Source organism: Anaerostipes faecis (genome assembly GCF_910574135.1).
In the GTDB taxonomy this organism is placed as follows: Bacteria; Bacillota; Clostridia; order Lachnospirales; family Lachnospiraceae; genus Anaerostipes; species Anaerostipes hominis.
Map to the genome: position 1 here is coordinate 1 of NZ_CAJSYK010000005.1, position 19,724 is coordinate 19,724.

Below are 19,724 nucleotides of genomic sequence, written 5' to 3' on the forward strand. Positions count from 1 at the left end.
CTCTATGTCCAACGTTTATGCCCTTTTTTGCCAAATCTCTATTCCTGCACGATATTCAGTTTTCAAATTTCAGTTAGAATCTCATTCATTGAGATTCCGAGAAGTTATTGTTCTGTGAAACATAGACATCATAGTATTCACCTTTCTGTTTCATGAGCTCCTGATGGCTTCCAGATTCTTTGATCCGGCCGCCCTCCATAATAAGAATCAAGTCTGCGTCTTCTATGGAGGAAACACGCTGTGCGATTATGATCTTTGTGGTGTTAGGGATTTCCGTTCTCATGGCCTGCCGGATCAGGGCGTCTGTCTTGGTGTCTACCGCTGAAGTAGAGTCATCCATGATCAGGATCTTCGGTTTCTTTAACAGTGCCCTGGCAATACAGAGACGCTGCTTCTGCCCGCCGGAAACGTTGGTTCCGCCCTGTTCTATGTAGGTGTCATACTGGTCCGGAAACTGGCTGATAAATTCATCTGCCTGGGCAAGCCTGCATACGTGCCTGAGTTCTTCGTCACTTGCATTCGGATCACCCCATCGGAGATTCTCTTTAATAGTTCCGGAGAATAAAATGTTCTTCTGCAGTACAACCGCCACTTCGTTTCTCAACGCTTCAAGATCATATTCACGTACATCTTTTCCGCCGACATACACGGTCCCTTCTGTGGCATCGTAAAGTCTTGAAATAAGCTGGATCAGACTTGTTTTGGAAGCGCCTGTTCCGCCCATAATCCCGATAGTAGCGCCGGACGGTATCATAAGGTCAATATCAGATAGAGCGTCCTTTTTGCTGTGTTTGTTATATTTAAACGAAACATGGTCAAACCGGATACTGCCGTCTTTCACTTCTGTAATACCATTTTCAGGAGTTACCAGGCTGCTTTCGTGAGTGAGCACCTCACAGATACGGTTGGCTGATTCTGCGGCCATGGAACATAAGACAAACACCATAGACAGCATCATGAGGGAGGACAGGATCTGAACGCCATAGTTGATAAGAGAAGAAAGCTGGCCCGTAGTTAACACACTCCCCTGTGTTTTGATAATCATCTGGGCACCGATCAAGCTTACAAGGAAGATGGCAAGGTAAATCCCAAACATCATGATCGGGTTATTCAGGGCGAGCAGTTTTTCGGCCTTTGTAAAGTCATTGCAGACATCCTCAGACGCTTTTTGGAATTTTGTTTTCTCATAGTCTTCTCGGACAAAGGATTTCACAACTCTGATGCCGGAGACATTTTCCTGAACCGAATTATTTAAGGCATCGTACTTTCGGAAAATCCTCTGAAAAACCGGAAAGGAAAACCATGCGATTCCTAAAAGTGCCAGACCGATGACAGGGATCATAGCCAGGAAAATGAGAGACATTTTTACATTGATCGCCATACTCATAATCACTGAAAAAATCATCATCAGCGGAGTCCTCACCGCAATACGGATAATCATCTGGTAAGCGTTTTGTACATTGGTGACATCTGTTGTAAGTCTGGTCACAAGAGAGGATGACGAGAACCTGTCGATATCAGCAAAGCTAAAATCCTGTATTTTAAAATAAATATCCTTTCGCAGATTTTTTGCAAATCCGCAGGACGCAGTTGCCGCATATTTTCCGGACAGGATACCAAAAACAAGCGACATCATTGCCATGATAAATAAAGCAATCCCGTATTTTATGACCGGATTCATTGAATTTGCAGTCATTTCGTCAATCAGTTCTGCCATAACCAGAGGAAGGATACATTCCATGATAACTTCCAAGGTCACAAAAACCGGTGTTTTAATAGATTCTTTTCTATATTGCCTTATACTTTTTCCTAATGTTTGAATCATATAACATTTCTCCTTTACTTTTTTCTCTATACAAATTAATATAATAATCAACAATCGTCTATTATTCAATCAACGGTTCTTAAATATCGTTGATTAATCTACGGCATCGTACGATGTGTTCATTACCTTTCACAGATAGGAATACAGAACTTTTAGGAGGGATTCTGAAACCATGAAAAAACGGGAAGATTTAAGAGTTGTAAAAACAAAGGCAAATTTAAAAAGGGTCTTAAAGAAGCTTCTGAGAAAAAAGCCTATCCGCAAGATCACAGTGACGGAACTGGCCAGGGAGGCTGTGATCAATAAGGGAACGTTTTATTTGCATTATTCAGATATCTATGACTTATATGAAGAAGTGATCCTGGAGCACATAGAAGGAACTCTTGGAAATCTGGATTATTATATGGAGTTCTTTACAAACCCAAAGATGTTTGTGAAAAAGTTCCTGGAGGATTTTGATTTTGGACGTCTGGAAAAAACTTTTCCATATCTGCATGAAGACGAACATAAACTGCCGCTTCCATTGATCGTAACGAACACCCTGTCTGAAAGGTTAATGTCTACCGGACTTTTAGAGGATACAATGAAGAACAAAGTAAAGCTTACAGTTGCGATATCCTGTATCACTGAGCCGTTTATACAGATGAGAGAGGAAGCGGATTTAATCTGTGAGATCGCAGGTGAGGTGATCTCAAATATGTTTTAGTACCGGTCTGTATGGCTGGATGGAAAGATGATGGGCTTGTCCACTTTGTTTTCATATGCTATCCTTTTTGGTAAAGAAAGGTCAGACAGAGGTGTGGAGGATATGAAAGAAAAACAGTACATCCGTCAACAGATCAAACAAAAAACAGAGAAGTTATCCACAAGATATCTTCGGGATTCGGAAGAAGAGATTCAGAAACAGATCCTTATGCTGCCGGAATTTAAGAGGGCGGAGACTGTTTTCTGCTACATATCCGTGGGAAAGGAAGTATCCACAGAATTGATTTTAACAGAATGCTTCCGACAGGGAAAACGGGTGGGAGTGCCCTTGTGCACAGCTCCCGGAATCATGGAAGTAAGGCAGATCACCTGTATGGACCAGTTAGAACACGGCATCTACGGACTCATGGAGCCAAAAAGAAATACTCCCATTGTGGAGAAACGAGAGATTGACCTGGGGATTATTCCTTGTATCAGCGCAGACTTCTGTGGAAAACGTCTCGGACATGGAGCCGGGTATTATGACCGGTATCTAAGCGATACAGAATTTTTGAAGGTGGTTTTATGCAGAAAAGAGCTTCTGTGGGAGGAGATTCCTACAGACAGCTATGATGTGCCAATGGACCTTGTGGTCACGGAGAAGGGGTGAAACTTTGATTCGATTTGATATTAACCAGAATTTACAAGAAGTTTTTGAGGACGGACAGCTGCCAGCCATGGTATACATATCCAGACAGGAGAGCACCCCGGAGAAAATAAGCCGTCCGCTGCACAGCCATGAATCTATCTGTGAACTTTTGCTTGTATATAAGGGGACCGGAACCTATCAGGTGGGCACCAGTATTTATCCCATAGAAGAAGGCTGTGTGGCTTATTATAACCAGGGAGACCTTCATGAGATCGCAACGGCCGAGAAGACCAACATCGGCCATTATTGTATCGGTATTACAAACCTTCGCTTAAAGGGACTTAAGAAAAACCAGATGGTGCCGGAGGGCGGGCCCTATATCCGCCATGCAGGATCCCTGTTTCCGTTTTTAAAGACGATGTGTGACCAGATTTACATGATGGAAGAGCTGAATCCGGCAGGCCAGCTGGCATCGCAGCTTTTCTGCGCCTCCATGGTGGTCATTGCCAGCCAGCTGGATACATTTCCGCAGGCTATGGCTGCGGAGACGAGGGAGGAAGAGTTTATCTCAAGGATCCTGGATTATTTGAATGAACACTTTACAGAGGAATTAAATCTGGACAAGATCGCCGAGGATATGCACTGCTCTGCCACTTATGTCTCCCACGGCCTGAAAAAAGCCACGGGTATGACTCCCATCAATTATATTATCCGCAGGCGGATCGGCCTTGCCCAGACAATGCTCATCTCTACCGATCTCACGGCGACCCAGATCGCCACTATGGTGGGATACGACAACACCAATTACTTCAGCACACTGTTTACAAAGACTGTTGGTATGACGCCGATCCGGTACCGGAACATGTATCTGGAAAAGCTGAGGGGCAGGAGGGACCAGTCATGAATAGAAAAAATAATAATTTATGTAAATCAATGTACTTTAAAAACTTAAATAAGTATATTGGTTGTTGATTTTTACATTAAATGTTTTGGTAGTTAAGAAAAATATTTATTCAATCTGTATTTATATGAAATTCTAAAAATTACATAGCGAATTGTCCTAATGTGGTTATTAGTTATATTGCACAAAATAGCATTTTTCATAATTTACATAAAAATTAAACTAAATCCATAATCAGTTTTAAATTGTACATTCAAAAAAATAGAAAAAATATAAGTATTTTCTATATTGTACATAATTACTAAAAAATAGTAATTTTATTGTAGAACAGTATGATTGTTGTTATAATTAAAACAACAATTAAAATCATAATTAAAAGGAGGCGTTTATAATGAAAAAATATTTTATTAATGGAGTGTTAATTGTCGTTTTATTTTTTTTAATTAGTACAACTGTAAATGCATATGTAATAATATCAAATAGAAAGTTTACTACACCCAAAAATGTAACTGTTTATATCGCCGAGGCTCTTATGAAAGACTATAAGAGTAAAATTGTTACTTATACAAAAAAATGGACATATTCAGGGAGCCCTTTTAAATTTGTAGGATTTAAGCAATATAAGTTTTCAAATGATTCTAAAACTAATCGTATTATATTTGCTAAAAATAGTGCAGTATCAAATGGGACCTATGCTGTAAATTATAGAGAAGGAGCTACTAAATCAAGAATTGTATTATATAAATCATTTTTTAATGCATCGTCTGCTTACAAAAACGAAGTAATTGTTCATGAAGTTGGACATTCAGTTGGATTAGATCATTGTCAAAAAAGTAAAAATACTGTTTCAGTTATGAGAGCAACCGGATTCAATAAAAAAGCATATGCGTTATCAGACGATAAAAGTGGCGTTAAAAAGATTTATAAGTGAGGTGTAGATAATGAAGAAAAAAACAGTCTTAAAAATAAGTGTTACATTTATACTAAGTTCTTTGGTAATTATTTTAGGTAATATCTATACAAGAGAGAAAACTTCTAAAAATATAACAAGAGTAGAAGTTAGTGCAAAAACTGATGAGTATGCTAACTTACAACAGGTCGAACAGGCTTCAGATTTAATTGTTGAAGGCATAAAAACGGATGAAGAAGAAAATGTCGTTCAAAGAGATGAAAATGGTGAATTACTGGCAACATATACGCTTTCAACATTTAAAGTTGAGAAAGTTAATAAGACGAGCAAAAATAAAAGTTATGACATAATTACAATACTGGAGAATGAAGCATATGATGAAAATACTAGAAGCATATACCATATAAATGGGTATAAAAAGATGAAACCAGGAAAAAGATATCTATTAATGCTTCAAAAGACTGAGAAGAACTATTATGTACCGACAGGTGTAAATTATGGGAAAATAGCAATAAGTAATAGAGATAATGAAATTTATACTAATGATAATAGTATGAAGAAGGAAATAAAAGAAATTCAAAATAGTGCAGTTATAAAATATAAGTTTGGGGTGAAATAATGAGAAAAAAGAAAAGTTTTATAATTTTGCTGGCAGTCGTTTTATCCATTTTTATAATCGTTTTTTGCAAAAACTATTTTATAAATGAAACCTCTCAGATTAATAATCAAATCATTAAAAATTGTAAATTATACTTGTGGAAACAATCGCCGATGAACTTTATAAAAATAGATTTTAAAAAAGTTTCAGTAAAAAAAGCAACAAAAGAAGATCAAGAACAGGCAGAGTCTGCTATAAAGGACACGAAACCTTTGGAAGGAGATCTGACCGTTCAGATTGGTGATACACAAGGACATGATTTCAGAATACTTCTGATAGATTCTAATTCTAAAAAGGTAGTAGGACAGATACCGATCAAATAATTCTAAAATTAGAGTTAGAGACCGTTTCAAGTTTTGTGTAAACTAAAAAATCTGATATAAGATATGTGAATAGTTACTTAAGGGCAGAGCCGATTTCGTTTGATTCTGCCCTTACCTGCATTATACAGGGATTTCATTGCATGTCAATAAAACCTGCTTGATTCAGGTTGATTTTATAAATTTCTGCCTGCCAGGCGTTCCTCAAAATAGATTTCCAATTGGGAATGTATCTGTCCCCAATCCTGACGGTGTCCTGTCCATTTTTTGGTGATGTCCATCATTGCCAGGTACAGCATTTTCAAGAGACTGTCATCTATCGGAAATACCGTTTTGGATTTTATCACTTTACGAAACTGGCGGTTAAATCCTTCGATCGCATTTGTTGTACTAACACGACATCGTGTTAGTACGACTTATACCGACAAAAAAACTATACCGACATTTCCAGGAATCCCACTGCATACAGATACTTTTGAAAAAATGTCGGCATAGTTTTGACAGCCGTAAAGATATACTTCATCATGGGAAGAAAAGGAGGTTCCTGATGATGAAGGATAACAAAAGAAAACTAGATGATCTGGTTGTGGAAGTAATGGGGCAAATGAAGAAAAGAAAGTATGGCGAGAAGATATCTTCCCATTATCGTTCCAGTTTTTCGAGCCTCAAGTCTATATCAGAAGACATTGGAGAAGAGTATCTCTCCGAAAAACTCATTGAATCCTTTTTAGATAGTCCAGTGGGATGCAGTGAAAAGTGGGGGAAAAAGGAGCGGACACACCGGCTACGTTGTATCAGACTACTAAAGTCACTTGAGCAAGACGGCTCTATTGATTGGGGAAGACAAAAACCAGAAAGCCTATCCGGCGCAATCACTATAAATGTTTTCCGTATGGATCTGGAACGATTTATCAGACAGATGGAAGATAGAGAACTCCGTCCGAATACCATGTATGGATATAAACGTATTGTCACATATTTCCTGATTTTTTGTCAGGAAAACGGATATACATCTCTGTCTGATGTAAAAGCAAATGATGTGACCAGATTTATCCTGTCGCTTTATAATGATGGAAGATTTCGGCCAACAACAATTGGAAGCGTACTCTCCGGGTTTCGTGAATTCCTATCTGCGAATGAATCTACAGAAAGATTTTCTATGGAGATACCAGTGCATCTTCCACGGGAGACAAAGATTATAGAAGTTTACAGCAGTGAGGAACTTGACGCTATAGAGAAACTGCTTTCGTCTGGAATTATGACCAGGAGAGATACCGCTATCTGCCGGCTTTTGTTGGAAACAGGGCTGCGCGGAACGGATGTCTGTTCACTGGAATTGAAGAACATTGACTGGGAGAAGGATGCCATTTACATTGAGCAGGACAAAACAAAAAGGATGCTTACTGTACCGCTGAAAGCTTCGTATGGAAATGCGATTGTGGATTACATAATGGAGGAACGTCCCAAAATTGAAGATACACATGTATTCCTGAGAAGTTTTGCACCATTCAAAAAGCTGGAAGCCGGAGCTGTATGGCCAATCTTACAAAAAATGGAGAACATGGCCGGAATACAAAAGAAAGGACGAGTGAGCGGAAGCAGAATGACACGGCATAACGCAGCGTCCTGCATGCTCCGAGCCGGTGTTCCCATGTCTGATATTTCCGCCGTACTCGGACACAAGGATCCAAACATTGTCTCTGTGTATCTTTCAACAGACGCATCCAGCCTTGCTGCCTGCACACTTCCGCTTCCTGCTATTCGGAAAGGAGGAGATCCTAATGCAGAATGATTCCCTCCAGACTTTAATTGATCAGTTTATTTCTTATAAAAAGCAGAATGGATATGCATACCAAAGTGGGGTTTATTATCTGAAGAAATATGCTTTATCTGTTTTAGAAATGGAAACAGCAGTGATAGTACCGACTAAGGAAAGTGCTGAAATATTCCTTGGAAAGTATGAAAATGCCCCGGGAAGTCTTTACAATGCTGCCGCGTTTTTACGTGAATTCAGCAGGTATCTCATAGCACGCGGATATTCAGAGGCATATCTTATCCCATCTGGAAGAATCCATCTTCCAACACCAGTCCAGCCATACTTTTTTACAGAAGAAGAGATCACGGCATTTTTTAGTGAATGTGACAAGGTTATGGATAATCCGCATTATAAAGGCCGCCACATAGTACTTCCCGCAATGTTCCGGTTACTATACTGCTGTGGCCTCCGGTGTAAAGAGGCCCGCATTCTTGCTCGGGAAAACGTACATTTGGGTGAAGGATATCTTGATGTCCTTCAATCGAAAGGCTCAAAGAGCCGTAGAGTTTATATTTCCGGAGAACTCAGGGATTATCTCAATACTTATGATCTTCGGATAGGGCAGTTGTTTCCGAACCGTAAGACGTTTTTTCCAAACCGGTATGATGCCCCATATGGCGCGTCCATGTTAGAAAAGAACTTTCTGCGTTTCTGGTACTCTGCTTTTCCAGAAAAAAAGAATTCCGGTATCAGCATCCGCGCGTATGATTTTCGGCATCATTTTGTTTATGCGAATATGAACCGCTGGCTTCGGGAGGGAAAGGATGTAAATGCCATGCTTCCTTATCTTATGCGCTATATGGAGCACTCTGACATAAAAAATACACTTTACTACTTTCACCTGATACCAGATATTTATGGTTCGGTCATTGCAAAATCCGGTCATTCGGAAAAACTGATACCGGAGGTGTGGGATATTTGAAACGAAATAGAGCAAAAGACCATGATAGTGTTTTCTTCTGGGAGACAGCCGCATGTTTTCTGAATCATGAGTTGCCCAAAATAAGAAAAAAGAGTACAAATACAGTTACAGCTTACCGCATTTCGCTAAATATCTGTATTGATTATCTGGAAGATGTGAAAGGAATCCAACGTGAAAAAATATGTTTTTGTGATCTGAAAAAAGAGAACCTGAAAGATTTTCTTGTATGGATGGGACAGGAAAAAAAGTGGAGTCCTAAAACCTGCAATCTGCGGATGACGGCAGTAAGATCCTTGTTATCTTTTGCGGCAGAAGAGTGTATGGATATCACTTATCTCTTTGCGGCAAGTAAGACCATACGCAGCCTGAATGTTCCCGGCAGAGAGATTGAATATTTCGAAGATGACCAGCTAAGTGGAATCCTTGAGGCGCCTGGAAAGGAAAAACGTTCCGAACGCAGGAACCGAATGCTGCTCATTCTAGGATATGACGCGGCAATGCGGGTGGGAGAATTAATAGATCTGAACGTAGAAAATATTCACCTTGATGCGGAAATCCCTTATGTTCGGATACTTGGAAAGGGAGAAAAATACCGTAGCGTACCCTTAATGGGAAAAACAGTAGAACATCTGCGTAAATACCTCTATGAGTTCCATGGAGATATCTCAGATCCCTCAGCGCCTCTCTTTTATGCTGTCACGCACGGGCGGATCCATAGCCTTTCTGATGACTGCATACAGAAAGTGTTAAAAAAATATACCGAAAAATGCCGTGTAAATGGGATCCATATGCCAGCAAATGTGCATTTTCATATGCTAAGAAAAACACGTGCCATGAACCTGTATCAGGAAGGTTGCCCACTATCCTATATTCAACAGATGCTGGGGCATGAAAATATTTCTACAACATCTGGGTTTTATGCTTTCGTAACGTTGAATACGCTTGCGGAAGCAATTGGAAAAGCTAACCCAGACAGAAAGAATACTGAAAAGAGTTGGAAAAAAGCAGAGACAGCAAAAATACTGTATAGGCTATAAGAAAAACTATGCCGACATTTTTTCAAAAGTATCTGTATGCAGTGGGATTCCTGGAAATGTCGGTATAGTTTTTTTGTCGGTATAAGTTGTATAAATAAGCCGTCCGACGGCTTCTGGATACTTAAAATAGGTGGATAACGTTGCCCAGTTATCATGCCATGATTTATAAATTTTAGGATATTTACCATCCCATTTGTCCTTGAACAACTCCAGTTCATTTAAGGCGATTTCCTCGGTCGGTGCAGCATAGACTCGCTTTAAGTCCGCCATTAAAACTTTGATGTCTTTGTAAGTAACAAACTTTGTGGAGTTCCGAATCTGATGGATAATACACTGCTGTACTTCCGTTTTGGGATAAACAGCATCTATCGCCTGCGGAAATCCGGACAGTCCGTCCACGAAGGCAATCAGAATGTTATCTACACCTCGATTCTTGAGCCCATTCATGATAGAAAGCCAAAATTTAGCGCTTTCATTTTCACCCACGTACATTTCCAGCACATCTTTTTTTCCGTTCATATCAATGCCAAGGCTATGTAGACAGCACGTTTTACAATGCGTCCCTCACTTCGTACGTGATAGTGGATGGCATCCATAAATACAACTGCGTAGACTTTCTCTAAAGGTCGTTCCTGCCATTCTTTCACGACAGGAAGTATTTTGTCCGTAATCCTGCTGATTGTACTGTCAGAAATATCCATGTCATGAAGTTCTTTCAAGTGAGATTCGATATCCCTGGTAGTCATGCCTTTGGCATACATGGAAAGAATCTTTTCTTATATGTCCTGAGTTACTGTGTGCTGACACTTTTTGATAAGCTGTGGTTCGTAATCTCCATTGCGGTCACGGGGAATTGCGACATCCATATCCCCATAGCTGGTATGCATGGTTTTACTGGAATGTCCGTTTCGACTATTGTCGGTATCTTTATTCCGATCATCATACTTGGAATAACCGAGTTCTTCCTCCAGTTCCTCATCCAATGCGCCCTCCAAAAGCACGGACATCATGTCACGCATAATCGAGTTCACATCCGTACCACTTTTGATGCTGACATCATTGTTTTTGAGATAATCTCTCATCATTTCTCGCATTGCTGCTTTTTGTGGACTGTCATTTTTTCTTGCCATAAATAAAACCTCCAAACTGAGTAATTTTATCTTACATCAGTTTGAAAGTTTACACAAACTTTAGGATAGTCCCTAGAGTTACATGGTTTTTTTCTTGAGATAATATTGTAATGCTTCCCCTATAAACTTTGAAGCTCCTTTACAGTACTGCTGATCCATAGCCTCGATCAGCTTTGGATTGTGGAGATATCCGTCAATCAGCTTATCATAGTAGTTCTCGCCCAGATCCATTGTAGGCTGGTCTTCTTCATCCAGCAGGTTTAACATCTGGCCAATGATATTCTGTACTTCTTCAGATTTGACATCCCTTGAAACGTCACTTGTCAGCTGCTCCATCAAGTCTTTATTCTTTTCTACATACCCTTTTTCTTTGATCTTCCGCATCTTCTCCATATTCTCAGAGAAATGGCTTAGGCTCTCTTTCATGGCATCCGTGTATTTTTCAACACTGCCGTAATACTCCACCGCCGTTTGAGCGATGCTGGACTCATGATCCCTGGCTCTTTTTATAAATTCATCGAAGGATTCGGTACTTCCCCAGTATTTCATAATCTCCTCTGTATTCTCTTTTTTAAACTGCTCCAATGCCTGGATATATTCACTTAAATCAAATTCTTTAAAACTCATATAGGTTTCTCCTTGTTCCAGTCTGCCAATCAGGTCTAACAGTCTGTTCAGCCTGTCTCGTTTTGCTTTTAGCAGTGTTTTTTGCCTGCTCAGAGCTTCTTTTTTATTAAAATTGGGATTTTCCATGATTCTTTTAATATCCTTCAGAGGAAATTCCAACTCCTTAAAAAGTAATATCTGCTGTAGAGTGTTTATGGATTCATCGTTGTATAGTCTATAACCGGCGCCGGTGACCTTTGCGGGTTTTAATAAACCGATTTCATCATAATACTGTAAGGTCCGCACGCTGACGCCTGAAAGTACTGCAACTTCTTTTATGGTTCTCAAGACATCATCTCCAATCTGTTGTGTATCTTTGATTCTATCTTACATTATCACGTTACGTGAGAGTCAATGGTTTTTCATGTCTTTTTAAAAATCATTATATGAGTAATTTATGGGTACTTTGTTTGTGTCTTATACAAGATAGTGGAGTCCTTGTTCTCATTTCTAATATATTTCTTTGAAATGCCCCTGTTTTTAATCTCACAGCGAACAAAATAGTAAAGGCGGAGGACCTTTGTTTTCTCTAAAATAATAATTACAGAAAGCGATGATGAACAAACAAAACAGGAGGTTTTAACATGAGTATGAATATCTGCGGAGCTCCTTGCTGCTGGGGCGTGGATGATGTAAAGAACCCTTATCTGCCGCCGTGGCAGAGGGTGCTTAAGGAGGCAGGCCAGGCGGGCTACCGGGCCATTGAGCTTGGACCTTACGGATATCTCCCGATTGATGTGGAGACAGTCTCTGAGGAGTTAAAAAAGAATGGATTAGCCATTGTGGCAGGGACGATCTTCGACGATCTGCTGAGTGAAGAAAACTATGAAAACGTATTGAGACAGACAGAAGAGATCTGTTCTCTGGTCACAAAGCTTCCGCCGCTTCCGGTACATGAGGGCCAGCATTTTGCTGCGCCTTATATGACCATCATGGATTGGGGTCATGATGAGAGAGATTATGCGGCTGGACATCCAGACAAAGCGCCGAGGCTTTCAGAAGAAAAATGGGCAGCGATGATGGGCCACATCAGGGGAATCTGTGAAAAAGCAAAAGAATACGGTGTGCGGCCGGTCATTCATCCTCACGCCGGAGGTTATATTGAATTTGCAGATGAGATCGAAGCGGTGGTAAGGGACATTCCTTATGAGCTGGCAGGTCTCTGCCTGGATACAGGGCATCTTTATTACTCCGGCATGGATCCGGCAGAATGGCTGAAAAAGTATGCGGACCGCCTGGATTATGTCCACTTTAAAGATGTGGATGAAAAGGTATACCGGGAAGTTCTGGGAGAACATATCCGCTTTTTTGAGGGCTGTGGAAAAGGAGCCATGTGTCCCATAGGAAAAGGCGCACTGGACTACCCTGAGATCAAGCAGACCTTGGAGGATATCCAGTACAGCGGATATATCACCATAGAACAGGAACGTGATCCAAGAAATTCAGACACAAGCCTCCGGGACGTGAAGGCCAGTGTTACATATTTAAAAAGTTTAGGATATGAAATCTAATTCAGAAAAGGAGCAAAACTATGTATTACGGAGAAAAGAAAATTGAAAAACCGATCCGCTGGGCTATGGTAGGGGGAGGAAAGGGAAGCCAGATTGGCTATATCCACCGGTCTGCCGCAATGAGAGATTTTAATTTTGACCTGGTTGCAGGTGCCTTTGACATTGACCCGGAGAGGGGCAGAGAGTTTGGTAAGCAGCTTCATGTGGATGAGGACAGATGTTACCCAGATTATAAGACTATGTTTGCAAAGGAAGCTAAGCGCCAGGACGGGATCCAGGCGGTCTCCATTGCAACTCCCAACGGAACACACTTTGAGATCACAAAGGCAGCCTTGCTTGCCGGGCTTCATGTTGTATGTGAAAAACCTCTCTGTTTTACAACCGAAGAGGCGGAGGAATTAGAGGCACTGGCCGCAAAACAAAATAAAATCGTAGGTGTTACTTACGGTTATGCGGGACATCAGGTCATCGAGGAGGCACGACAGCTGATCGCCGAAGGAAAGCTGGGAAAGATTCGTATTGTCAATATGCAGTTCTCCCATGGATTCCACAACGTGGCAGTCGAAAAAAATACAGCCTCCACAAAATGGCGGGTGGATCCAAAGGTTGCAGGACCGTCCTATGTGCTGGGTGATGTGGGAACCCATCCGCTGTACTTATCTGAAGTCATGCTTCCGGATATGAAGATCAAACGGCTGATGTGCAGCAGACAGTCCTTCGTCGAGTCCAGAAAACCTCTGGAGGACAACGCCATGACCATCATGGAATATGATAATGGTGCCGTGGGATACGTTTGGTCATGCTGTGTAAACTGCGGTTCCATGCATGGGCAGAAGATTCGTGTCATCGGTGAAAAGGCATCTATTGAGTGGTGGGATGAGCATCCGAACCAGCTGACCTATGAAGTGCAGAATGAACCTGTACGTGTTCTGGAAAGAGGTATGGGATATCTGGCACCTTCTGCCCTGGAGGAAGACCGTATTGGGGCAGGGCATCCGGAAGGTTTGTTTGAGGCATGGAGTAACTTATACAGCCGCTTTGCGCAGGCCATGGACGCATGTGACAGAGGAGAGAACGTGGAGTTCTGGTATCCCAATGTACACGCAGGGGCAGAGGGCGTGCGCTGGGTAGAAAACTGTGTACAATCCGCAGATCAGGGCGCACAGTGGGTAGATTATAAGTAAGGAGCTGATGAGATGAAAATAGCATTTGACGTGGATGTGCTGGCAAAGCAGATGGATATCAACCGGATGGTGCATCAGGTGGCAGACTGGGGTTATAAATACATCGAACAATCTCCGCATCCAAGGATCAATCCATTCTATAAACACCCGCTGTTCTCCAGGGAATGTGAGGCAGAATACAGGAAAGCACTCCGGGAAACCGGAGTGGAGATCTCCTCCTTTATCGTAGTGTACCGCTGGTCCGGACCTACAGAGGAGCAGAGACAGATGGCAGTAGCCAACTGGAAACGGATGATCGAGATCGCCGTGGATATGGGCGTGCCGGTAATCAACACGGAGCTGTCTGGGGATCCCAACCAGCAGGAGATCTGCAACGGCATGTGGTTCCGTTCTATGGAAGAACTTCTGCCGATCATTGAGAGGGAAGGGCTCCGGGTGGAGATCCAGTCCCATCCGTATGACTTCTGCGAATTAAACAATGAGACTTGTGATCTGGTGAAATCCTTCCGCTCCCCGAACCTTGGTTATGTGTATTCTTCCCCACACGGATTCTTTTATGACGAGGGCAAAGGGGATGTGCGCTCCATGTTACAGTACGCAGGGGAAGAACTGACCCACGTACTGTTTGCGGATACGTTCAACCAGACCATGGACTGCCGCTATATCGCCAACCCGCCGTGGTTAAACGGAAGAGGAAAAGCGGATGTGACAATCCACCAGCATTTAGCCATGGGAGAGGGAGACGTGGACTTTGACGGGATCTTTGAGACGTTAAGAGACATGGACTTCGCAAACAGCCAGTTAAGGGAAGCTGCACCGAAAGCCGGAGGAGACAACATCGCATGTGTATCCATGTTCGGATTCCCGGAAAAGATGGAGAAGCAGGCGCCGGAGGCAAGAGAACGCATTGAACGGGAACTGCTGAAAGGGTAGAGTGAGAATGGAAAAGAAGCAAGGAACGATATTAGAAAAATTATCATGGAAAACAAGATTCTCTTATGGATGCGGAGATACGGCGTGCAATGTGGTTTTTGGGATGATCAGCACGGTGCTGACGCTGTTTTACACAGATTACGTGGGAGTCTCTGCCGCAACAGTCGGAATGGTCATGCTGCTCTCCAGAGTATTTGACGGATTCTCTGACGTTATCATGGGATTTATTGTGGAACGAACCAACTCCAAATGGGGGAAATCAAGGCCGTGGATCCTGTGGATGGCGGCACCGTATGCCGTCTCAGCCGTGCTGTTATTCACAGTGCCCCACACGACAAACTTTCTGCAGTTTCTGTATATGTTTGTGACGTATAATTTTTGTACGACCATCTGTTATACGGCCATCAATCTGCCCTACGGAAGCCTATCTGCTATGATGTCCAGAAGTTCTGAGGAGCGGAGCATGCTCAGTATCGTGAGAATGGGAATGTCACCGTTCGGGCGTATCCTGGCAGTAACCTGCACCATGCCGTTAGTAAAGCTGTTCGGGGATACCCAGTCCTCATGGGTGATCGTCATGGGCATATGGGCTGTGATCGCCATGGTCCTTTTAATCATCTGTTTTGCCAACTGCCAGGAGACCGTAAAGATTGAAGCCCGTGAGAAGCAGGAAAAGATACCTGCACTAAAGGCATTAAAGCTTTTAGTGACCAATCAGTATTTTTGGGCCGTATTGGTCCTCTGGATGATGCAGAATGTGATCTACGGTGTGACAGGGACCATTCTGCCATATTACTGCAAGTACATATTCCACAACGATACATGGATGTACAGTACACTGTATCTGACGGAAACTCTGACCATCGTGGCATCCACGTGTATCGTATGCCCTATCCTGCTAAAACACTTCGGCAAGAGGAATATGGCGCTTGCGGGGGCGGTGTTAGCGCTGGCCGGACAGCTTGTGTTCTTTGCCAATCCCTACAGTTTTCAGTGGATGCTTTTGTGCTGTATCATCAGGGGTATCGGATTATCGCCGTTAAATGCTATTGTCTTTGGCATGCTGGGCGATGTGGTGGAATTCGGACAGTGGAAGCACCATATCCGCCAGGAGAGCCTGATATTTGCCGGCGGGTCGGTGGGAACAAAGATCGGTTCCGGCCTGGCCTCAGCCATCATGACGGGACTTCTCTCACTGGCAGGCTATCTGAGCTCTGCGGCAGGAGCAGTCACCCAGCCCCAGTCGGCCATTGATATGATCATAAACATTTATAAAACGGGACCGATCATTGTCTGGGTCGTAGTCATCATAACACTTGTCCTGTACAAACTGGACAAAAAATATGAAACGATCATGGAGGAACTGACAGAACGGGAACTTCAGGGTCAGCTATAAATGAACAGCAGGGAAGGAGCCTTTGAATCAGGTTTCCTCCCTGCATTTTATATTATAACAGGACGGCGGGCTTGCCCACTTTGTTCTTTATTACGGTTCCGGTATTCACGGGGCGAGCACTGGTAAGTCCTCTTAAACATCCGGGAGAAGTTGCTGGGGCTGTCGAAACCGCATCCCATGGAGATTTCCGAGATGCTTTGGTTGGTCTTGGTGAGCATAAGGGCGCCTTTTAACAGGCGGTAGCGGATCAGATACTGCATGGGCGGGACCCCCAGCGTCCGTCGAAAGCACCGTAAACATTCCCTTTCACCGATATTGGCGGACTTTGCGATGTCATATAGCTTTAATGGTTCCGCAAATCGCTCCTCAATCATATGAATCATTGTTTTGATGCGGCAGGAATCCTGGTCCGGCCTCGCCGTGGTTTCTGAGATCACAGATTCATGGCTTTGATACAGAAGAAAACAAAGGCGGGAGAGCTGTTCCCTGACTGTAAATTCATGGCCCTGTGAACCTACAGAAAAGGCCTCGAAAGCCTTTAAGATGCACTGTGTGGATTCCGGCACAGTATCGTTTACAGGAGAAAACTGCAGGCAGTCTATGGCACAGGAGCTGATGAGCGGCTGGATATACTTTATATAGAAAACAGAGCTTTCAGAGCCGCATATGAAATCCGGATGAAATACAAGAGAATGAAGCCGGCAGGTGCCGGAGGTTTCAGCCTCATGAAGGATATTGGAATTGATCATCAGGCTGTCTCCTGCATTCATGCGCAGGGATCTGCCGGGAACCCTTATCTCTAAAGTTCCGGAGTACAGATAGATGACTTCCAGTTCTTCATGCCAGTGCCAAGGAATCCTGCTGACGCTGTCAACAGAATAGACAGAGTCATAGCCGGCACACGGGAATTCGATGGTTCCGTGGGGCCGCACTTCCCGCCTGTCCTGGTCAGTATAGATTGTACAATCCTGCAAAGGCATAGAGATTCCTCCTTTTTGTCGTTTTTTTTATATTATAGGTCCAAATTTATATTGTTTCAATCGGCAAAAGACGGTATTTATATATTAAGGTGACTGGTGTACAGATATACAGGAGGTATGGGTTTTTATGATAGATTTACATATGCATTCTTATTTCAGTGATGACGGGGAGTTTCAGCCGGAAGAATTAGTGCAAAAATGCAAGGAAAAGGGCATCCGGTATATGGCCATTGCAGACCATAACTGTGTCTGGGCCGTGGAGAAAGGAAGAAAGGCAGCCCAGAAAGAGGGGATTCATTTTATCTCAGGGATAGAGATCGACTGCACCTTTCAAGGGGTTAACCTGCATGTTCTTGGGTATGGAATAGATGAAAGGGACGCGGCTTTTCAAAAGATCGAGGACAATATATCAGAGCAGAGCGGTGAAGCATCGGTTAAGATGCTTGAGGGGACGAGAAAATTAGGCTTTGATGTGTCTGAGAAAGACATGGAAGCCCTGACGGAAACTATGTTTTGGAAAAACCGGTGGACAGGGGAGATGTTTGCGGAAGTTCTATTAAATAAACCGGAATATAAGGAACATGAACTGCTCCTGCCTTACCGTCCGGGAGGAGACAGAAGCAGCAATCCCTACGTGAATTTTTACTGGGATTATTACTCCCAGGGTAAACCCTGTCATGTGGGTATAAAGTTCCCTTCTATGGAAGAGGTGATAACTCAGATCCATGAAAGCGGGGGAAAGGCAGTGCTGGCGCATCCGGGAGTGAACTTAAAGGACCACATGGAACTCTGGAAAGAGATCGCCGTTTCCGGCATTGATGGGGTAGAAGCCTTCAGCAGTTATCACTCACCGGAGGATGCTATGTTTTTCAGCCATGAGGCCGGAAAGTATGAATTGTTTGTGACCTGCGGAAGTGATTACCACGGGAAGACCAAGCCGTCTATTTGTATCGGACAGCACGGCTGCAGCCATCCGGAAGATGAAATCCTGCCCCAGCTTGAGAGCATCGTGAAGTAGACAGTTCAACAGAAAAAATAATCAAGAATAAAAATAGTCAAGCCCTTCCTATCATTTTGAAGGGCCTGACTATTTTCTTGCATGGAATACTTAGATAATCCGTCTATTTTCTTGCGAGCTCGTTGGCCAGCTTAACGATGGTTCCGATGGGATCGGAAAGCTCACTCTGATTCATGGCATTCACATAGCTTGCCCGGTTGTCATAAACCTCGTGCACTGCGTTCAGCAGGGACTTAGAGGTGACCTCCTCCTCGTTCAGTACATAGCTGTAGCCTTGCCGCTGGAATGACTGGGCGTTTAAGATCTGGTCTCCCCGGCTGGCGTTTAATCCCAGCGGAATCAGGATATTTGGCTTCCTGAGGGCCAGGAGCTCACAGATGGCGTTGGCCCCTGCCCTGGAGATGATAACGTCTGCACAGGCAAAGAGATGCTTCAGTTCCTTTTTCACGTACTCAAACTGGCGGTAACCGCTTTTGCCTGCAAGCATAGATTCCAGGTTATTCTTCCCGCAGATATGGATGATCTGAAAATCCTCCAACAGCTCATCAATATTTTCCCTGACCGCATTGTTGATGGCAACGGAACCAAGGCTTCCGCCGATGATAAGCAGAACAGGTTTTGAAGATGTAAAGTCGCAAAGCTTAAGGCCTTTTTCCTTAGAACCGGTAAACAACTCTTCTCTGATCGGTGAACCAGTAAGTACAGCTTTCCCTTCTGGGAGATGTTTTACGGTTTCCGGAAAATTGCAGCAAACCTTATTGGCACTTGGAATGCTTAATTTATTTGCAAGACCCGGTGTCATGTCAGATTCATGGATGATGACAGGGATCCGCAGATGCTTAGCGGCCATGACAACAGGAACGGTGACAAATCCGCCTTTGGAAAACACGACATTGGGTTTCAACTGCTTTAATATTTTCTTAGCGTCAAAATAACCCTTCATGACCCGAAAGGGATCCGTAAAGTTCTTCACATCAAAATATCTTCTGAGCTTACCGGAGGAAATACCGTAGTAGGGAAGACCAATGTCTTCGATCAGCTTCTTTTCCATCCCCTCTTTGGAGCCTATATAGCTGATTTGATATCCCTCTTTCTCCAGTGCAGGTACCAATGCCATATTCGGAGTGACATGTCCGGCAGTACCCCCTCCGGTCAATACGATTCGTTTCATAATACCTCCATCA

The 19,724-nt window shown here is 43.0% G+C and carries 18 protein-coding genes and 2 pseudogenes; 14 read left to right on the forward strand and 6 right to left on the reverse strand.

The window, feature by feature from the left end; translation table 11 throughout:
- Positions 1-85: 85 nt before the first annotated feature.
- Positions 86-1,825: an ABC transporter ATP-binding protein gene (locus QGT46_RS04885; protein ID WP_148459445.1), complete on the reverse strand. Its 1,740-nt coding sequence runs from the start codon at positions 1,823-1,825 to the stop codon at positions 86-88.
- 172 nt (positions 1,826-1,997) lie between these two features.
- On the opposite strand from QGT46_RS04885, the gene QGT46_RS04890 reads away from it, so the two are divergent.
- From QGT46_RS04890 to QGT46_RS04915, 6 genes are all read left to right on the forward strand, one after another.
- The gene (locus tag QGT46_RS04890; protein WP_137330121.1) at positions 1,998-2,531 is read left to right on the forward strand and encodes a TetR/AcrR family transcriptional regulator; all 534 of its coding nucleotides are present in this window, start codon (positions 1,998-2,000) and stop codon (positions 2,529-2,531) included.
- Between the two features lie 102 nt (positions 2,532-2,633).
- On the forward strand, positions 2,634-3,179 hold the full coding sequence (locus tag QGT46_RS04895) for a 5-formyltetrahydrofolate cyclo-ligase (protein WP_034550594.1): 546 nt from the start codon (positions 2,634-2,636) through the stop codon (positions 3,177-3,179).
- Positions 3,180-3,183: 4 nt separating this feature from the next.
- Complete coding sequence (locus QGT46_RS04900) at positions 3,184-4,062, forward strand: AraC family transcriptional regulator (RefSeq protein WP_148459444.1); 879 nt, start codon at positions 3,184-3,186, stop codon at positions 4,060-4,062.
- 388 nt (positions 4,063-4,450) lie between these two features.
- Entirely contained in the window at positions 4,451-4,990 is a 540-nt protein-coding gene (locus QGT46_RS04905; RefSeq protein ID WP_148459443.1) for a matrixin family metalloprotease, read from the forward strand.
- A 10-nt stretch (positions 4,991-5,000) separates the two neighbouring features.
- Positions 5,001-5,588 (forward strand): hypothetical protein, encoded by a 588-nt coding sequence (locus QGT46_RS04910; protein ID WP_148459442.1) that lies wholly within the window; start codon positions 5,001-5,003, stop codon positions 5,586-5,588.
- On the forward strand, positions 5,588-5,950 hold the full coding sequence (locus QGT46_RS04915) for a hypothetical protein (protein WP_148459441.1): 363 nt from the start codon (positions 5,588-5,590) through the stop codon (positions 5,948-5,950). The genes QGT46_RS04910 and QGT46_RS04915 overlap by 1 nt, the downstream gene beginning before the upstream one ends.
- 173 nt (positions 5,951-6,123) lie before the next feature.
- Here the strand turns inward: QGT46_RS04915 and QGT46_RS04920 are convergent.
- Positions 6,124-6,342: pseudogene (locus tag QGT46_RS04920) on the reverse strand (transposase); the annotation flags it as partial.
- A gap of 152 nt (positions 6,343-6,494) precedes the next feature.
- On the opposite strand from QGT46_RS04920, the gene QGT46_RS04925 reads away from it, so the two are divergent.
- Genes QGT46_RS04925 through QGT46_RS04935 form a run of 3 tightly spaced genes read left to right on the forward strand, consistent with a single transcriptional unit; the run spans position 6,495 to position 9,722 of the window.
- Positions 6,495-7,739 carry a tyrosine-type recombinase/integrase gene (locus QGT46_RS04925; protein ID WP_148459440.1) on the forward strand — a complete coding sequence of 415 codons (1,245 nt, stop codon included), beginning with the start codon at positions 6,495-6,497 and terminating at the stop codon, positions 7,737-7,739.
- Positions 7,729-8,685, forward strand: a complete 957-nt coding sequence (locus QGT46_RS04930) for a tyrosine-type recombinase/integrase (RefSeq protein ID WP_148459439.1) — start codon at positions 7,729-7,731, stop codon at positions 8,683-8,685. The genes QGT46_RS04925 and QGT46_RS04930 overlap by 11 nt, the downstream gene beginning before the upstream one ends.
- Positions 8,673-9,722 carry a tyrosine-type recombinase/integrase gene (locus QGT46_RS04935; RefSeq protein WP_081723908.1) on the forward strand — a complete coding sequence of 350 codons (1,050 nt, stop codon included), beginning with the start codon at positions 8,673-8,675 and terminating at the stop codon, positions 9,720-9,722. The genes QGT46_RS04930 and QGT46_RS04935 overlap by 13 nt, the downstream gene beginning before the upstream one ends.
- An 84-nt stretch (positions 9,723-9,806) precedes the next feature.
- Here the strand turns inward: QGT46_RS04935 and QGT46_RS17220 are convergent.
- Both QGT46_RS17220 and QGT46_RS04945 read right to left on the reverse strand, forming a co-directional pair.
- Positions 9,807-10,816 (reverse strand): annotated as a pseudogene (locus QGT46_RS17220) (IS256 family transposase); the annotation flags it as partial.
- Between the two features lie 114 nt (positions 10,817-10,930).
- On the reverse strand, positions 10,931-11,806 hold the full coding sequence (locus QGT46_RS04945) for a MerR family transcriptional regulator (protein ID WP_148459438.1): 876 nt from the start codon (positions 11,804-11,806) through the stop codon (positions 10,931-10,933).
- 296 nt (positions 11,807-12,102) lie between these two features.
- Between QGT46_RS04945 and QGT46_RS04950 the strand changes: the two genes are divergently transcribed.
- The 4 genes from QGT46_RS04950 to QGT46_RS04965 are packed head-to-tail and all read left to right on the forward strand — an operon-like array spanning position 12,103 to position 16,542.
- A complete protein-coding gene (locus QGT46_RS04950) occupies positions 12,103-13,029 on the forward strand; it encodes a sugar phosphate isomerase/epimerase family protein (RefSeq protein ID WP_148459437.1) in 927 nt (308 codons plus the stop codon).
- A 20-nt stretch (positions 13,030-13,049) separates the two neighbouring features.
- A complete protein-coding gene (locus QGT46_RS04955; RefSeq protein ID WP_148459436.1) occupies positions 13,050-14,213 on the forward strand; it encodes a Gfo/Idh/MocA family protein in 1,164 nt (387 codons plus the stop codon).
- A 12-nt stretch (positions 14,214-14,225) separates the two neighbouring features.
- Positions 14,226-15,146 (forward strand): sugar phosphate isomerase/epimerase family protein, encoded by a 921-nt coding sequence (locus tag QGT46_RS04960; protein ID WP_148459435.1) that lies wholly within the window; start codon positions 14,226-14,228, stop codon positions 15,144-15,146.
- 7 nt (positions 15,147-15,153) lie between these two features.
- Entirely contained in the window at positions 15,154-16,542 is a 1,389-nt protein-coding gene (locus QGT46_RS04965; protein WP_137330115.1) for an MFS transporter, read from the forward strand.
- 47 nt (positions 16,543-16,589) lie between these two features.
- On the opposite strand, the gene QGT46_RS04970 is transcribed toward QGT46_RS04965, so the two are convergent.
- Positions 16,590-17,522: an AraC family transcriptional regulator gene (locus QGT46_RS04970; protein WP_148459434.1), complete on the reverse strand. Its 933-nt coding sequence runs from the start codon at positions 17,520-17,522 to the stop codon at positions 16,590-16,592.
- Between the two features lie 127 nt (positions 17,523-17,649).
- Between QGT46_RS04970 and QGT46_RS04975 the strand changes: the two genes are divergently transcribed.
- A complete protein-coding gene (locus QGT46_RS04975) occupies positions 17,650-18,540 on the forward strand; it encodes a PHP domain-containing protein (RefSeq protein ID WP_148459433.1) in 891 nt (296 codons plus the stop codon).
- A gap of 103 nt (positions 18,541-18,643) precedes the next feature.
- On the opposite strand, the gene QGT46_RS04980 is transcribed toward QGT46_RS04975, so the two are convergent.
- Positions 18,644-19,711, reverse strand: a complete 1,068-nt coding sequence (locus QGT46_RS04980) for an undecaprenyldiphospho-muramoylpentapeptide beta-N-acetylglucosaminyltransferase (protein ID WP_148459432.1) — start codon at positions 19,709-19,711, stop codon at positions 18,644-18,646.
- Positions 19,712-19,724 lie beyond the last annotated feature (13 nt).

Bases quoted from the DNA above. Each gene is read 5' to 3' on its own strand.
- QGT46_RS04885 (WP_148459445.1), bottom strand. From the start codon at position 1,825: ATGATTCAAACATTAGGAAAAAGTATAAGGCAATATAGAAAAGAATCT.
- QGT46_RS04890 (WP_137330121.1), top strand. From the start codon at position 1,998: ATGAAAAAACGGGAAGATTTAAGAGTTGTAAAAACAAAGGCAAATTTA.
- QGT46_RS04895 (WP_034550594.1), top strand. From the start codon at position 2,634: ATGAAAGAAAAACAGTACATCCGTCAACAGATCAAACAAAAAACAGAG.
- QGT46_RS04905 (WP_148459443.1), top strand. From the start codon at position 4,451: ATGAAAAAATATTTTATTAATGGAGTGTTAATTGTCGTTTTATTTTTT.
- QGT46_RS04910 (WP_148459442.1), top strand. From the start codon at position 5,001: ATGAAGAAAAAAACAGTCTTAAAAATAAGTGTTACATTTATACTAAGT.
- QGT46_RS04915 (WP_148459441.1), top strand. From the start codon at position 5,588: ATGAGAAAAAAGAAAAGTTTTATAATTTTGCTGGCAGTCGTTTTATCC.
- QGT46_RS04925 (WP_148459440.1), top strand. From the start codon at position 6,495: ATGATGAAGGATAACAAAAGAAAACTAGATGATCTGGTTGTGGAAGTA.
- QGT46_RS04930 (WP_148459439.1), top strand. From the start codon at position 7,729: ATGCAGAATGATTCCCTCCAGACTTTAATTGATCAGTTTATTTCTTAT.
- QGT46_RS04950 (WP_148459437.1), top strand. From the start codon at position 12,103: ATGAGTATGAATATCTGCGGAGCTCCTTGCTGCTGGGGCGTGGATGAT.
- QGT46_RS04955 (WP_148459436.1), top strand. From the start codon at position 13,050: ATGTATTACGGAGAAAAGAAAATTGAAAAACCGATCCGCTGGGCTATG.
- QGT46_RS04960 (WP_148459435.1), top strand. From the start codon at position 14,226: ATGAAAATAGCATTTGACGTGGATGTGCTGGCAAAGCAGATGGATATC.
- QGT46_RS04965 (WP_137330115.1), top strand. From the start codon at position 15,154: ATGGAAAAGAAGCAAGGAACGATATTAGAAAAATTATCATGGAAAACA.
- QGT46_RS04970 (WP_148459434.1), bottom strand. From the start codon at position 17,522: ATGCCTTTGCAGGATTGTACAATCTATACTGACCAGGACAGGCGGGAA.
- QGT46_RS04975 (WP_148459433.1), top strand. From the start codon at position 17,650: ATGATAGATTTACATATGCATTCTTATTTCAGTGATGACGGGGAGTTT.
- QGT46_RS04980 (WP_148459432.1), bottom strand. From the start codon at position 19,711: ATGAAACGAATCGTATTGACCGGAGGGGGTACTGCCGGACATGTCACT.